We start from the raw sequence: 16,819 nt of genomic DNA, 5'->3' as shown, positions 1-16,819 counted from the left end.
GATATAAAATTAAGAATGGATCTGATATATTTTGCATAAAAAAAATGATGCCGAAAAAACTGATGACTTTTGGGATAAATGTATGGAAATGCTTTATATGGAAGATGAAAAAAAGAAAATTTTAAAAAAGTTAATAGAAGATATCACTGTTCAAAGTGTATCTGCTGCGCCTCAAAGCAGACCATATCGATTGCTTATAAATTTATTGGAAAAAGAAAATACGGATGCAGTTTTTATAAAAAGGGCTATAGAAGCAGCTATACGGGATTTTCCAGAATTACCGGATTTTACAGCAGAATATGCCAATATTTTAGCAGCAGAATATGAATTTGTAAAAGCTGTAAAATTTATGAAGAGAGCATTTATACTGAAAAAAACATATAGGGGAAAAGAGAGATCTTTATTTGAAAATGATAATTATGATATAGCGAAGATTTCTCTGCGAAAGTGGCAGAACGTCATCGCTTTGGCTGCCAAAATACGCATATCGGCTTGCGTAATTGTTAAAAATGAAGAAAAAAACATTCAGTATTATCTCGATAATATTAGAAAATACACCGATGAGCAAATTGTTGTAGATACCGGGTCAACAGATAATACACTTTCTCTTTTGAGCGATATGGCAGTGACACCATATCATTATAAATGGCAGGATGATTTTGCTGCAGCTAAAAATTTTGCTGTAGATAAGGCAAATGGGGACTGGATCGTCTTTCTTGATGCAGATGAATATTTTACAGATACCGCAAGCAAACTGCATATGATCATAGCACAGGAGGAAATATCCTCTGTAATACCGGATGCGATTATGTGTGTAAAAGTAAATATAGAAAAAAGTACCGGCAATGAGATAAACAGGTTTTGTGATTTATGTATTTTCCGCAATCTCTCTCATTTGAGGTACCATGGTAAAATACATGAACAGCTTCGCAACAGCAAAACTGATCTCACAGTGAGGCAAAATGATAGCCTATGCATCTATCACACCGGTTACTCCGCAAATTTGAGAAAAGAAAAGGCTGAACGAAATCTCAAATTGCTTTTGAACCAAAAATATGATGAAAAAGAACCAATTCCCTGGCATTATTTGGCAGACTGTTATTACGGAATGGAAGATTTTGAGAAAGCCGTTTTTTGTACGGAGCACTATTTTTCTCAGGATAGATATAAGGTTATAAATATGGAAAGCAGTGTATGGCGCAATTATATAAATGCACTGTTTATTTTGAAAAAACCGTTCATGCAGATAAAGAAAGTCATAGATAGTGCGATCGAAAAATTTCCTGATATAGCTGATTTTTACGCGTTTGCCGGATATATTTATTTTCAGCAGAATAAATATATTCAGGCAGAAAATAAATTTTTACAAGCAAAAAGTATTTATATGAAAAATAAACATATCGGTATGACCAGTACAGCCTTTGCTGCGGATCAAATTCAGATAGATAAATATATGTCTGAGATACAGCGGGCTAAAAAAGAATTATTTATATCCGCATGTGTTATCGTAAAAAATAACGAGAAAGAAATCAAAACCTGGCTTAATTGTGTGAAGCTTTTCAGCGATGAGATAATAGTAATTGATACCGGCTGTGAGGATTCGACTATTGACATCCTGAAAGACTCTGATGTTGCAGTTTATCCTTACACATGGCAAAATGATTTTGCTGCGGCTAAAAATTATGCTCTTGATAAAGCACAGGGAAAATGGATAGTGTTTCTTGATGCGGATGAGTATTTTTCTGAAAACACAGTCAGGCATCTGAAATATATTCTTGAAAATCTCGGAGACATGATTGATACTGTCACCTGTAAGATGATAAATATAGACACTGATAATAACAACGCTGAAATAAATAGTTTTTTTCAGACACGCATATTCATTAATAGTAGAAAAATATTCTATAAAGGGAAAATACATGAGCAGCTTTGGAAAAAGGATGGTTCCCTGCAAAACATTTCACGGAAAGATATGCTGATTTATCATACCGGATATTCTGAAAAGATCTGTACTGAAAAAATGAAACGTAATTTAGATATTATGCTGGATGATATAAAACATAATGGTGAAAATATATACTATTACAAATATCTGGCTGACTGCTACGCTGCATTTGATGATTATGAAAAAGCAATTTTTTATTATAATAAGCATTTGCGGACAGGGCTTTGTTCTGCGGGTAATGAAAGTGATATCTATTTTAATTTGATCGATGTGATGATAAAAGGCAGAGCGCATAAACAGGATGTTTTTCCACTCGTAAAAACAGCATGCGAAAAATTTCCTCAGCAGCCTGAGTTTCCTGCACAGTTTGGTGCACTGAACTTTCTTTTGAAAAACTATGATACAGCAAAAAAATATTTGCAGACAGCACTTGATATGCAGGATAGGCCCGAAGAAATTTTTACGGATAATTTTACAGCAATTGTGCCGGAAGTATATCGATATCTGGCATATATATTTTGGAAAGAAAATAATAAAGAAGAAACGTTTGTCTGCCTTGATAAGTCATTGAGCGGCTATAGATACAATTATATGGCTCTGCGGCTTTTGATAAAATTAGTAAATGAAATGGAGAATGAAAAAGCTTTTGGATTGGTTGGGAAGTATTACAATAATACAATAAAAGATATGTTGTTTATTAGTGACCAGTCTTTCATGGCAGGCAATATGAAGCTGTTTGCTTATTACAATCAGATTTTGTACGAAAAACACGGCATTTATTCAGAAAATTGGAAAGCATGGAATATACTTATGAGTAATGATAAAGAAAAAGCCTTTGAAGAATTATTGGCACGTACAGTAGAAAGAATACAGTTGCTGGTTATTTCCCTGTTGAATATGGGTGAATTGCCGGCAAAATATCAGCAGATTTTACCCGAGAAAATTTGGAATTGCTTATGTGCTTATTATAATCAGAACGAGCTGCAGGGAAATGATGACTATGATGCTTATTTGACATTACTGCCCGTGGTAATATCACGAACGGAAGATGATATTTATCAAAAATATGTAGCAATGGCTGTAGCGTTCCCCAGAGAAATTCTTGTAAAAGTTGCGGATATACTTTATAATTCCGAAAAATGGCAGGAATTACATATCTTTTTGCTTAAATTGATAAAAGAAGAAGACCTGCCAGGTGAGGAATACTTATTCAGAATGGCTCAATGCTTATATTACAATAAAGAATTTGCTGAGGCAGAACAATTTTTTAAAAAATCATTGGCAGATAACTATCGTTTAGAAGAGGTTAAAGCTTACTTGAAGTGGATCGAAGAAAGACAAATTGGCAAATGGTAAAAATATCAACATGTGTGATTGTAAAAGACGAGAAGGGTAATCTGCCGCAATGTTTCACTGTATCAATTGGCAGCTATTGATCTGGTGATAAAAAGAATGCCAGCAATACCTGACTTTTGGTTTTTTAAAACTGCCATATATATTTCTGAGAATAATTATGAAGCAGCGGAAAAAACTCTATATAAAGGGTTCTTCCTATGGCGGCATAATAATGATCCATTGTCACTGATGCGAAATCTGGCAAAAGCAGCTTATCGTATGGCTGCTGATATTGCAAGTAAAAAAGGAAAAATGAAAATGAAAATATCCGCATGTGTGATCGTGAAAAATGAGGAACGTAATCTGCCGCGTTGGCTTAATTGCATGCGGCAGATTGCTGATGAAATGATAATCGTAGATACGGGATCTGACGATGATACGAAAAATATAGCCGCCAGCTCAGATGCGGCAGTTTATGATTTCAGATGGCAGGATGATTTTGCTGCAGCGAAGAATTATGCCATAGATAAAGCATCGGGAGACTGGATATTGTTTCTTGATGCAGACGAATATTTTGATGAAACCTCAATTAAAAATGTCAGGAAAAATATTGCAGCTATTGAACCAGGGATAAAGATATTTATGTGTCAGCTGATAAATAAAGATGAAAAAGGAAAATTGTCTGACCCTATTTATATGGTGAGAGGTTTCAGGAATGAACAAGGGCTGCGTTATAAAGGTCTTATCCATGAACAGCTTTTTTATTATGATAAAGAGATAACAAATATGGCTGCCATGCCCGATATACAGGTATACCATACGGGATATACAGAACAAAATGTTGAAAAAAAGTTGCGGCGCAATCTGCAGCTTATGTGCCGCGATATTCGTATGAATGGGGATAATTCTCGTTATTATTCTGCACTGGCGGACTGCTATTATGGATTAGGAGTATATGAAAAAGCCGCTGAATTTGCACGTAAATTTATTGAATCAGGTTTAACAGCCTTAGGTGGAGAAAGTCAAGTTTATCATACACTTGTTTCTGCTATGCGATTAAGCGGAAAAAGTAACAAAGAGATAATATATGTTTTATCGCAATATGGCATAGAATTAATAAATGGGCAATTTGTAAAAACTTCAGCAGTGAGTAAAAAAGATGTCTTTATTTCCGCATGCATTATTGTTAAAAACGAAGAAAAAAATATAGGGCAGTATTTAGAACATATCCGTCCTATAGCAGATGAAATTATTTTAGTTGATACAGGGTCGCAGGATAATACCCGCGCTGCTGCCGAAAAAGCGGGAGCTAAAATTTGTGATTTTAAATGGTGTGATGATTTTTCCGCCGCGAAAAATTATGCATTATCCGCAGCGCAGGGGAAATGGATAATTTTTCTTGATGCTGATGAATATTTCCCGCAAAAAGCAGGCAAAAATTTAATCACCTATATAAAAAAATATAATACTGATGATAATACTGATGCTTTAATATGCAAATTAATAAATATAGATGCCGATAAAAATAATGAATTTATAAGCAGTTTTTATCAATTAAGAGTTTTTCGCAATCTAGACAGCATTTACTATGCGGGTAGAATACATGAATCTCTGCGTCGCAACGACGGAAAACAAATTGGCATGACTGTTTTACCGGATGACGTGTATATTTTGCATACGGGTTATTCATCTTCTATAATGAAAAAAAAGGCGTTGCGTAATTTAGCACTAGTTCAAAAAGAAATAGAAAAAAATGGTGAACGTCCGGAATATTACTCTTATCTTGCTGATTGCTATTACAGTCTTAATGATTATGCTAAAACAGCATACTATAGTAAAAAATTTATTGACAGTGGAATAACGATGATTGGTGCGGAGACAAGCATCTATACACGTCTTATTGATGCACTTTCTCTTTCCGGACATACAAATGATGAAGTTTTAGCGGCAATTGATCTGGCAGTTGCAAGATTCCCCGATTTGCCGGAATTTCTATTTATGAAATGTTTTTTCTTACTGCGGCAAAAAAAATATGTACAGGCTGAAGAGTATTTGAACAAAACTTTTACGGCATGGCGCACAGGTGAAAAAAAGGCAACAATGTCTCTTATGCCTCATTTAGAAAGTGCTGTTTATAGTACTGCCGGTACTTTGGCCCGGATAAAAGGAGATATGCCATCTGCAATAAATTATTTTACCAGAGCATTGCATAAAAAGAACTGTGATGAAAAATATTTTGTAAAAATATATAATCTGCTTAGACATCGGCCTAAAAGATTGATAATAAAATTTTGGGATAATTTCTGTGCCGAAAACGAAAAACAGCGCAATTGGCTCGTATCAATGCTGAAAAAGTATGATAAGGGAGAAATTTTTCTGCATTATGCAGGCGGAGAAACAGATTGGGAACTTACGCTTTGGGGGCAAAAAAAGTATTCTGATTTAGCAGCAGATCTCGCAGCAGATTTATCCGAACTATACAAAAAACTTATGCTTGCATCACTAGAAGACAATCCCAGTAAAAACTACGAACGGACAGCTGCACTATTGCCGCAGGCATATAAAACCGTATTGAATCAGACCAAGAAAAAATTTAAGTTGGAATGACTGGTAAAATATGAAAATAACAGCATGTTCTATAGTAAAAAATGAAGAAAAAAATTTGCCAAGATGGCTTGGCTGCATGAAAAAAATAGCTGATGAAATAATTATTGTCGATACAGGTTCTAATGATCGGACAAAAAATATTGCATTTGCTGCCGATGCTGAAGTATATGATTTTTCATGGCAGTATGATTTTTCTGCTGCGAAAAATTATGCATTGTCAAAGGCAGCAGGAGATTGGATATTATTTCTTGATGCTGATGAATACTTTCCTGATGAAACTATTGATTGCCTAAAAAAATATCTGTATGCCGCAGGCAATAATATTGAGGCCCTTTTGTGCCAGATAAAAAATATTGATGATGATGGTAATGTACAGAGCAGTTTTTTTAATATACGTGCTTTCCGCAACCTTTCATCTATCAGATACGAAGGTGCAGTACATGAACATTTAGTGAATAAAAGCGGGAAAAAGATTGATGCTGCTTTTATGGATGCTGATGTATATATTTTGCATACAGGCTATGCCGGCAAGATGGCCAAGGAAAAATTGAAGCGAAATTTATTCCTGCTTAAAAAAGATATTAGAGAAAATGGTTTGCGCACTACGCATTATATTTACTTTGCCGAATGCTATGCTGCTATGCAGGACTATGATCGAGCTGTTTTATGCTGCGAAAAGTTCTTGCAAAGCAGAAATGACGCAGTCGGTATGCGATTATATATTTATTCGCGGCTTATAGAAATTGTTCTTAATTATAAAAAAGATAAGAAAAAAACTTTTTTTCTTATTAACAAGGCTTTGGTAGAATTTCCAGGCAGCAGTGAGATCCTTTTTTATAAAGCTGACTATGCATATAGTTTAAAAAAATATGATGAGGCAGAGGAACTTTTTGAAGAGGTGCTTGCCAATATGACTAAAGAAGGATTTAATGCCAGTACAGTAGAAGGGAAAAAATTATATATATACAATTGTCTGGCTTTTATAGCTGAGCTGAAGGGTGACAAGATAACAGCAATAAAGCATCATAAGACTATAATAGATGAAGGCGGGCTCAATGAGAAAAATTTGCTTAAAATATATAAGCTTATACGGCATGAAAGTGTTACAGAGAAAGTAAATATATTATACAGCATTTATAAAGATGACAGCGTGAAGCTTCAATTTATATTGAATACTTTATATTCATATATGCCGGACCAAATCAGTTTATATTACAGGCAAATTTTATTGAAAAAATATAATATACGGACAGAACGAAATTTGACAAAAGATTTTTTACTTGCGGCAAATTATGATAATGCTTCACGTGAAAGTGCTGATGAATTGGCAAAATGTTATGATTTTGTTATCAGCGGTGCATCTTTACCGGATAATGCTGGAGAAAAAAAAAGACGGCTCATATCTTTTCTGCCGACAGCATATCTGACAGCTATAGAAGAAAATATGCCGGATGAAAGCATAATCAATCATAAAGTACAGGAAATCCGTGAAAATATAAGAATAATAAAACAAAATATCCTAATATAAGACAGGATGACTAAAATGCAAAATACTATAAAAAGCTATCGGCAAAAAATCGGCGAAGCATATACAAAAAAGGATTATAATGCAATATTAAAACTCTCCTTGGCACTTATTCGTCTTCTGCCTGATGATTACCAGGCGCTTTTAAGCATAGCCAAGGTATATATTGTAGGAGCAAAAGAAGAAACAGCGATAAAAATACTTGAAAGAATGACACGGTTGTATGGGAAAAAAGATTGGGATATAATGTATAATCTTGCCAGAGCAAAATTTCAAAATTTGCTAACCTTAGGAGATAGTGAACCGGCAAGAAAATTACTTAAACTTCCTGATTTGACTGCAGAAAAAAGATTGGAAATTTATGATTTGCTGAATAGAAATTATTTGATGACGGGTGATATTGGTCTGAGCTTAAAGTATTGTAAACTTTGCGTCAAACTTTGCACAAATGAAATGAGAAAGCGAAGTGAATATACCAATTTTTTATTCAGCCTGCATTACCTCCATAATATAAAATCTGAACATCTATACAATGCACACACGATATTTAACAACTTTTTCCTTGATGTGCCGGTTTATGAACATAAGCAAAGTAAAAGGCATGACAAAATCAGGATAGGGTACATTTCCCCTGATTTTCATCGTCACGCTGTAGTGCTTTTTGTTTATGCCATGCTGCATAAATATGATAAAAAATATTTTGAAGTATTTTGCTATGCGAAATGTGAGGAAGATGAGATAAGCAGACAGATCAAAGAATTTGTTGACAGTTGGTGCAATATCAAAAATATGACAGATACGGAAACGGCAAAGAAAATATATGAAGATGATGTTGATATATTATTTGATTTGGCAGGGCATACCAAGGCAAATTCCTTGGCAGTTCTGGCGCGTAAACCTGCGCCGATACAGTTTTGCGGCATAGGATATTTCAATACGACTGGGTTGAGGGCTGTTGATAATTTTCTTACAGATGAATTTTGTGATGAACCGGGGAAAAATGATAAATATTTTACGGAAAAATTGATTTATCTGCCCCACTCGCATTTTTGCTATACTGCTGTCGATATACCATGGAAACCGCAGCAGGCGCCTTGCCTGAAAAATAAATATATAACTTTTGGCAGTATGAATTTTTTTACAAAAATAAATTCCACTGTAGCTGCAACATGGCAGAAAATTTTAGTGCAGATACCAAATGCCCGCCTATTATTAAAAGACAGAACTGCAACTACGCCTGTTGCTTTGGAAAAAATAAAAACCAGATGGAAAAAAGCTGGCCTGGATATCAGTCGTGTTGATTTTGAACCATGGACTGCCGATTATTTAAGAGACTACTATAAAATAGATATAGCCCTCGACACCTTTCCTTATCCCGGAGGGGCGACGACCTGCGATGCTTTGTACATGGGAATTCCGGTCATTACTCTGGCAGGAGAAAGACATGGTTCCCGTTTCGGTTTCAGTTTGCTCAGTAATATTGGCAGTATGGATGATTGCATCGCTTTTTCGCTGGAAGATTATGTAAAGAAGGCTGTTTTACTGGCACGAAATAGAAGAAGAATTAATTTTTTTCATATGTTTTTACGGGAACATATGGAACTGTCTCCCCTGATGAACAGCCATTTATATATGCAGAATCTGGAACAGAAATACTTTTCTCTATGGCGGAAATATACTGCTGAAAAAATAAAGTGTCCCCTTGAAGACAAAATGCGCTATGCGGAAATATATTTTCAGTCGGCCCAATATGAAGAAGAATTGACTGTTCTGCAGGAAGTAATCGATCAGACTGCAGATAAAAGCAGATTATATAAGGAAATGGCAAACTGCTGTATAAAACTGGGGCGGGCTAAGAAGGCCGCCGAATATTATCTGCGGGCTTGTGGCGGCGCCGCGGACACTTTAAAACGTGCCGCAGCTTATAGCGCATATCTTTTGGCACTTCTCTATTATGAAAAAAATAATGAAAAAATAAAGAAGGAGCATGAAGATTATCAACAGTTCTTTTATGATCTAAAGCAATTTAACCCATGTGTAAACCGATCGGGGAAAATACGGATAGCCTACATTTCTGCGGATTTCAGAAAACATGTAATGTATTATTTTTATCAACCAATGCTGACTGCTTACGATAAAAAACGTTTTGAGGTAATCTGCTATTGCTTGAATGATGAAGATGATAGTACACTTTTTTTAAAAAAACATGTGGATGAATGGCATAATGTCAAAAATCAATCGCATGAAACAATTGCCGGGGACATATATAATAGAAAAATAGATATTTTATTTGACTTGACAGGTCACACCTTGGGCAACGCACTGCCTGTGCTTGCCTATAAACCAGCTCCAGTACAAATTTCAGGGATAGGTTATGTAGGACCGATAGGCCTGAATACTGTTGATTATTATCTTACTGATATATATAATACTTCTGTGGATGAGTATGCTGGGCATTATGAAAAACCATTAAAATTGCTACGGCATAGTCTGTTTTGTTATGAAAGAAACAGCAATTTGCCATATCTTTCAGAAGCACCGTGCAGAAAAGCGGAAATAATTACTTTTTGTTCATTTAATAGTTATGTGAAAATAACCGACGATATTTTGTTACTTTGGAATAAGATATTGACGCAGGTCGCCGGGGCGGTTATTATACTGAAAAACCAATCATTTGTCAGCATGGATGTGCGCAAAGCCTGCCGCAAGCGCATGAAAAAACTTGGTATACAGGAAAAACGATTTTATTTAGAGGCAGCTGATTCTGTATATATGCATCGCTATTTGGACATGGATATAGCACTTGATACTTTTCCTTATAATGGAGGCGCGACTACTTGTGATGCTCTTTACATGGGAGTGCCGGTGGTTTCTCTCTGTGGGCAAACAAGAATCAGCCGCATGGGACATAGCATTCTGTCAAATATTAATATGGATGAACTTGTAGCCAGAAATACTGAAGAGTACGTGAATAAGGCTACAGCACTGGCAGGAGATAAAACTCTCTTGGACAGTATGCATAAAAATCTTCGCCATGTAATGGAAATATCTCCTTTAATGGATGAAAAAGGATATATAAATGAATTGGAAAATAGATATGTAAAAATGATCAATGAAAGCAGAGAAGATACTTTGAGGGCTCATAGGAATGCAGAATAAATATGAAGATATTTATCTTGAACAGATAAGTAAACTAAATGAAGTGATGAGGGCAGGGCAATTTTCTGAGGCTATAGCACTGGCCGTCAAGATATTAAAAATCAATCCTGATGACTATAATACGCTGTTTTGCCTGAGTAAAAGTTATATCAGACTCGATAGAAAAGAAAAAGCGCATAAAGTGATCAAGCATTTATTGAAAGTACTTGCAGAAGCAAACGAGTGGGAACCGCTTTATTATTTGGCGAAATTGCAACTAAAAAATACTCAGACGGCTGGAAAGGTTGTAACAGCTAAAAAATTGCTGACATTGCCGGATTTGAGTGATGAGAAGAAATGCTTGATATATAGACTGCTCAGAGACAATTATGTTCTGATTGGCAGTATAGGGAGGGCCGCGGAATATGCTATTAAAAGTTGCCGATTAAGCAGAAATTATAGGGATTACAGTAAATTCCTTTTTTTGCTGCACTATTTTAAGTCTATTAAAGCAAAACACTTATTTGCAGTAAGTATGGGGATTCAAGATTTTTTCCCTCAAATAATCCAGTATCAGCATAAATTCTCAAATGAAATGGTGCCAGCCAAAATACGTATAGGGTATATTTCTCCTAATTTTAATAAACATGCAGTTTCTTTGTTTATATATCACTTAATAGCCAATTATAACAAAAAGGACTTTGAGGTTTATTGTTATGCTAATTGTAAAGAAGATCCGATAAGTGCACAGTTAAAGCAATTTCCTGAAAAATGGACTAGTATATATGGTATGACTGATGAGGAAGCAGCCAAGCGTATATATGAAGATAAAATTGATATTTTAGTTGATCTGGCAGGTCATACCGATAATAATGCAGTTGCAGTGCTGGTTCAAAAACCAGCACCTGTTCAAGTATCGGGAATAGGCTATTTCAATACCTTAGGGCTAAAACAAGTGGATTACTTTATGACAGATATATATTGTGATCCACTGGGAGAAAATAATGCTTATTTTACGGAAAAACTTTTGCGTCTGCCACATTCACATCTCTGCTATACACCATTGAATCCACATTTAACAGCAAAGCCGGCTCCTTGTATGAAAAATGGCTATATTACATTCGGCAGTATGAATTTTTTCAGCAAAATAAATATCAATGTTATAAAGACATGGCAAAAAATATTGGATGAAGTACCACGCTCCAGACTTCTTCTTAAAGATAAAATCGCCGGATATGAATATGCATTGAAACATGTAAAAGAATATTGGCAAAAAAATGGGATAGACCTGTCACGGATAGAATTTGAACCGGCATCATTAAATTATATGAAATCATATTATCGCATTGATATAGCACTCGATACATTCCCCTATCCGGGAGGGGCGACGACCTGCGATGCTCTTTATATGGGAGTACCAGTTATAACACTTGTCGGTAAACGACATGGCAGCCGGTTCGGCTTTAGTCTTTTAAAGAATATCGGCGGCATGGATGAATGTATAGCCTTTTCAGTTAAGGAATATGTATATAATGCTGTATCACTGGCAAAGAATAGTGAAAAGATCAACAAATACCATTTGAATTTATATAAGAAAATGATTGATTCTCCTGTCATGAATGCCGATACATATATGAAAGATGTAGAAAGAGCATATAAGGTTATATGGAGGAAATATGTTAAAAGAGTATAATCTGTTGTTTGGAGCAGGTATTTTATTGTTGGATAACGAAATATATTTATTAACTGTTAGTCTTTTGGTATGCATTTTAATAAACTATTAATGATTTGCAGGTGATGAAGATGAAACAAAAGAAAAAAAGAAAACATAATGTTAAAAAACAATGTATAAACGTGATGGATTCGATAAAAATACAAAACAAGGATGATAATAAAATGGCTGAATATGATGATTTGAATATTGAAGAATTTGAAACTGAAGATGATGTAAATAGATGTCGTCAGGAATTGAAAGAATTAAAAAAAGAACGCAAATACAATGCCATGATGGAAAAAATAATCAGTCTTTTCAATGCGGGGCATACCGATGCAGACTTGATGCTGGAACTGGCGCAAATTTATTATAATACGCAGGATTATGCGCGAGCAGCTACATGGGCAATTAATGCGTTTAACCATGATGGAAATACGGAAGCATTATTGTTTTTGGCCAGAGTATACTCAGCCGATGACAAAATGAATGAAATGGCCGAAACAATCAATCTTGTTTTGGCAAAACCATATGAAGATTTCTCACAGGAGCAACTGAAAATAATAGATGATTTATTGTTTTATATTGAACTCTCGTATGAAGCTGATGAAATAAGCGACAAATTTCCCAATGCAGCACGCTGGATGAATGATGATATTCCCCATAAAAAAAATGAAATACCTAATGAACAGGTATACAAGACAGATAACAGCAGCATCGCAGAAATACCATCTGAGTGTGTATCTGAAGAAAATAATGGCATTTCTCCGCAGAATGAACCTGTTGCTGAACTGGACCTGGCAGAAATGCTGATGAAGCTGTCTACGGGAACTGGACTTTCGCAGAATGAGATAACCTTTTTACTTGAAAAAGATACAGCAGTTATTATTTCTTTAATTGATCAGTTAAATGTTAGTTTGAAAAAGAAAGCTCTTCTGTGTAATTTTATGGCGTCAGCCTATTATGAAACGGACGAAAAAGAAAAGACTATAATTATGCTTAAAAACGCATTGAAAATAGATGATCAAGATGATCTCATTTTAAAGAATTTAGGCTATGTATTCTACGTACAGAATGAGTTTAAAAAGGCTTTTACTGTGTTGCGGGCGGTTAACCGCAAAGATTTTATGGTATGTGAGTTGCTAAAAAAATGCGCCGAATAATAAAAGCCTCTCTAGAGAATAATTATCTCTAACAGAGGCTTAAATTTCGGCTTTGTAAAGTAAACATGAAAGATTAACAAACAGAAACAGCCAAATATTTCAAGCAACGAACAAAAGCTTGTGTTTACTTCTGGCAGAAAGATTGAGCCCTGCAACTTGTGCCGGAGTCAAACTGTTAAGAGCGGAATGAGGCCGGACAAAATTGTAAAAAAAGAGAAAAACGGCGATAAGGTTGTTGGCGGAATTGAAAGAAGAAAATCCCTGTTTGGTTTTATACCATGCTTTGAACTGCTTGTTAAAGCATTCGATCAGGTTGTTGGTGATATCGTCACTGAAGCTGTGGACACGGATATGTTTGATGTTCAGCACTGCTTTTACAGGAACTTTGTAGGCACTGTAACGGTCGGTTACAATGGCTCTGGGTTTGCCAAGGTGCTTAACGGAATTAAGCAAGGAAAAAGCCTGAGGACTATCCCGGTGTTTGGAAAGATGAAAGCCGAGGACAAAACGTGTTTCGCTGTCCACAATTAACCAAAGATAATATTTCATGCCACGGATTTTCACCACGGTTTCGTCCGCGTGCCATTCATCGGAGTCGAAATTGAGCGTTGGTATCAATTCAACTGCAATGTTGTGAAACAAAGGTGCAAATTTCGTACACCAGTTGCTGATGGTGGTGTGAGAAAGCTGAATATTCATGACCGTACGCATAATAAGAGCAATATTGCGGAAAGAATTCTTGCCTAAATAAAACATTGACAATGCTGTCAGAATAACATGCATAGGATAACGCATTCGCTTGAAATTGGTTTTTCCTGACAATTTCGACATAGAAGGTGCTGTAATAGCAGCTTGTTTTGGGACAAAAAGGGAATGACCGCATTTCTTGTCACCACATTGGTAGTTTGAATAATACTTGTGTTCATGATGAAGAAACATGGCCTTCCCGCAGATAGGGCAAATTGGGTAAGAACGTATGCGTGGCCTTCCTGATTTGCCGGTTGTATTGGCATATGGTACAAATTGATGCCCGCATACACGGCAAAGATATTTTTGATTTCCATCTTTATCTTTGCCATAACGATAAAAGTTTTGATGATTGTTGCATTTTGGACAGCAAATCTGATATGATTTTGTCATGAGGACTCGTCTCCTTTCGGGAGGTACAGTGTTTGTGATAAAACTATTGTACCAGAAGGGCTGACGAGTCCTCAACTTTCATTTAACTTTACAATACGTAAATTTCTTTTGGGAGATATAAAATGGAGCTTATGACCAGTATAATAATCTTGACACATAATAATCTTGACTATACAAAGCTCTGTATAAAAAGCATAAGAGAATATACGAAGCCAGAATTGTTTGAGATAATAATTGTAGATAATGCATCCAACGACGGAACCGTTGAATGGCTGAAACGTCAAAATGATATAAAATATATTTTGAATGTGGAGAATAAAGGCTTTGCCGGAGGCTGCAATCAAGGAATAATAATAGCTGCCGGGACAGAAATTTTATTGCTCAATAATGATACAATAGTTGTACCGGGATGGCTGAAAAATTTGAAACGGGCATTATACAGCTCATCCAAAATAGGAGCTGTGGGACCTGTTACTAACAACTCTTCAAATTGGCAGAGCATAGCTGTCGATTATAAGGCGTACAATTGGAACGATATCATTGAGTTTGGCAAAAAATACAATAGTATTAATGATTCCAAAGGCTGGCAGAAAAAAATTAAGTTAGTCGGTTTTTGTATGCTCATTAAAACGGATGCGATAAAAAAAGTAGGATTGCTGGATGAACGGTTTTTCCCGGGAAATTTTGAAGATGATGATTATTCTCTGCGGCTTATACAAACTGGATATGATTTATTACAGTGCAATGATACTTTTATTCATCATTTTGGCAGCGTTTCCTTTAGTGTACATGAAACAAATTTTTGCGACGTGTTGATTGAAAATCAACAAAGATTTTTTGATAAATGGCATATAGTATCTATATACCCGACATTGCAGTCTGATATTTACAATAAACTCAAGGTTGCGGATAATGAAAGTCTCTTGGAAATAGGCTGTTCATGTGGTGTTTGGCTTATGGAACTTGCAGCGAAATATTCTAATGCAAAGTTTTATGGTATAGAAAAATCACCAATAGCTGCAGCAGTTGCAGGCAAATATGTGCCTGTTATCTGCGGTGATATTGATACAATGGAATTGCCTTATTCAAAGCAGTTTTTCGATTATATTATATTACCTGATTTATTGCCATGTGTAAAGGAACCACTGACAGTTCTCAGAAAAATAAAACCTTTTCTAAAGAACACAGGTGAAATTATTATAAGCTGCCGTAACATTATGCACTATGATAATCTTAAAAAAATATTATCAGATGGGTGGAGCTATGAAAATGATCTTTTTGGAGGAGCTCTTGCGCATAATCATCTGCGTTTCTTTAGCTATAAAACTTTAGAAAAATTGTCAATTGATGCTGGTCTTTCAATAAAAGAATGTCAGGCCTTAACGAAGACCAGCGATGATATTGAACAGGATAACAGTATAATAGGACAGTTAATGTCTATACCATTTATCTCAGAAAAAAAGAAATGGGAATTAAAAACAGATCGATATGTAATCCATTTGCAAAAACAGGCAGAAAATATAAATCCGGAAATTGAAAAAGGAACGAATCCAAAAAAAATTTGTTTTATAACTTGTGTTAATAACGATATGGTATATGATACATGTGTAAAATGTATACATGATCTGAGAATTCCGGTAGGGTACTCTGTTGAGATATTGGCAATAAAAGATGCAGTCTCTATGGCACAGGGTTATAATCAGGCTTTAAAAAAAACGAATGCAAAATATAAAATATATTTGCATCAAGATGTGAGGATTATTAATAAAAAAATTATTTTTGATATACTGCATCTGTTCAGGATGAACAAAAAAATCGGAATGATCGGAACCGCCGGCGTGTATAAGATACCTTCAAAGGGGGTATGGTGGGAAGCTAAGGCTGGCGTTGGACTGATAATACATAATCCTAATGGGGGATCTCTTTTTGAACAGCGTTTCGAAGAAGCTCGCATACAAGCTCCTTATGCTGAACTTAATGCTATTGATGGAAATATCATGATGACCCAGTATGATCTTCCATGGCGGCAAGATTTATTTTCTGGTTGGCATTTTTACGATACTTCACAGTGTCTTGAATTTATAAAAAAAGGGTATAAAGTGGTAGTTCCAGATTTAGATATTCCTTGGAACATACACGATTGCGGCTTGACAAAATTGGCAAACGATTATGAATCTGCCAGAAAAATATTTCTGAGGGAATATGCAAATTTTTTGGACACTGAATAGATCGGAAATTAATGCATAATCATTTTG

General features: G+C 35.4%; 8 protein-coding genes. 7 read left to right on the top strand and 1 reads right to left on the bottom strand.

Features of this window, described 5'->3' with window-relative positions; all coding sequences use genetic code 11:
- Positions 1 to 31 precede the first annotated feature (31 nt).
- From I6758_RS08770 to I6758_RS08745, 6 genes are all read left to right on the top strand, one after another.
- Complete coding sequence (locus I6758_RS08770; RefSeq protein WP_196604846.1) at positions 32 to 3,301, top strand: glycosyltransferase; 3,270 nt, start codon at positions 32 to 34, stop codon at positions 3,299 to 3,301.
- Positions 3,302 to 3,397: 96 nt separating this feature from the next.
- The gene (locus tag I6758_RS08765; protein WP_196604844.1) at positions 3,398 to 5,887 is read left to right on the top strand and encodes a glycosyltransferase family 2 protein; all 2,490 of its coding nucleotides are present in this window, start codon (positions 3,398 to 3,400) and stop codon (positions 5,885 to 5,887) included.
- 10 nt (positions 5,888 to 5,897) lie between these two features.
- Entirely contained in the window at positions 5,898 to 7,415 is a 1,518-nt protein-coding gene (locus tag I6758_RS08760; protein ID WP_196604843.1) for a glycosyltransferase family 2 protein, read from the top strand.
- 15 nt (positions 7,416 to 7,430) lie between these two features.
- On the top strand, positions 7,431 to 10,571 hold the full coding sequence (locus I6758_RS08755) for an O-linked N-acetylglucosamine transferase, SPINDLY family protein (protein WP_196604841.1): 3,141 nt from the start codon (positions 7,431 to 7,433) through the stop codon (positions 10,569 to 10,571).
- Complete coding sequence (locus tag I6758_RS08750; protein WP_196604839.1) at positions 10,561 to 12,243, top strand: O-linked N-acetylglucosamine transferase, SPINDLY family protein; 1,683 nt, start codon at positions 10,561 to 10,563, stop codon at positions 12,241 to 12,243. The genes I6758_RS08755 and I6758_RS08750 overlap by 11 nt, the downstream gene beginning before the upstream one ends.
- 110 nt (positions 12,244 to 12,353) lie before the next feature.
- Complete coding sequence (locus I6758_RS08745) at positions 12,354 to 13,424, top strand: tetratricopeptide repeat protein (RefSeq protein WP_196604837.1); 1,071 nt, start codon at positions 12,354 to 12,356, stop codon at positions 13,422 to 13,424.
- A 99-nt stretch (positions 13,425 to 13,523) separates the two neighbouring features.
- Here the strand turns inward: I6758_RS08745 and I6758_RS08740 are convergent, their stop codons facing one another.
- Entirely contained in the window at positions 13,524 to 14,564 is a 1,041-nt protein-coding gene (locus tag I6758_RS08740) for an IS6 family transposase (RefSeq protein ID WP_196604835.1), read from the bottom strand.
- A gap of 122 nt (positions 14,565 to 14,686) precedes the next feature.
- Here I6758_RS08740 and I6758_RS08735 point away from each other — a divergent pair, with 122 nt between their 5' ends.
- The gene (locus I6758_RS08735) at positions 14,687 to 16,792 is read left to right on the top strand and encodes a glycosyltransferase (RefSeq protein ID WP_196604833.1); all 2,106 of its coding nucleotides are present in this window, start codon (positions 14,687 to 14,689) and stop codon (positions 16,790 to 16,792) included.
- Positions 16,793 to 16,819: the final 27 nt, after the last annotated feature.

Source organism: Pectinatus haikarae (genome assembly GCF_015732185.1).
Lineage (GTDB): Bacteria > Bacillota > Negativicutes > Selenomonadales > Selenomonadaceae > Pectinatus > Pectinatus haikarae.
This window is presented reverse-complemented; position numbering and strand designations above follow the sequence as displayed.

Coding starts and splice junctions, on each gene's coding strand:
- I6758_RS08735 (WP_196604833.1), top strand. CDS start 14,687: ATGGAGCTTATGACCAGTATAATAATCTTGACACATAATAATCTTGAC.
- I6758_RS08750 (WP_196604839.1), top strand. CDS start 10,561: ATGCAGAATAAATATGAAGATATTTATCTTGAACAGATAAGTAAACTA.
- I6758_RS08745 (WP_196604837.1), top strand. CDS start 12,354: ATGAAACAAAAGAAAAAAAGAAAACATAATGTTAAAAAACAATGTATA.
- I6758_RS08755 (WP_196604841.1), top strand. CDS start 7,431: ATGCAAAATACTATAAAAAGCTATCGGCAAAAAATCGGCGAAGCATAT.
- I6758_RS08740 (WP_196604835.1), bottom strand. CDS start 14,564: ATGACAAAATCATATCAGATTTGCTGTCCAAAATGCAACAATCATCAA.
- I6758_RS08760 (WP_196604843.1), top strand. CDS start 5,898: ATGAAAATAACAGCATGTTCTATAGTAAAAAATGAAGAAAAAAATTTG.
- I6758_RS08765 (WP_196604844.1), top strand. CDS start 3,398: ATGCCAGCAATACCTGACTTTTGGTTTTTTAAAACTGCCATATATATT.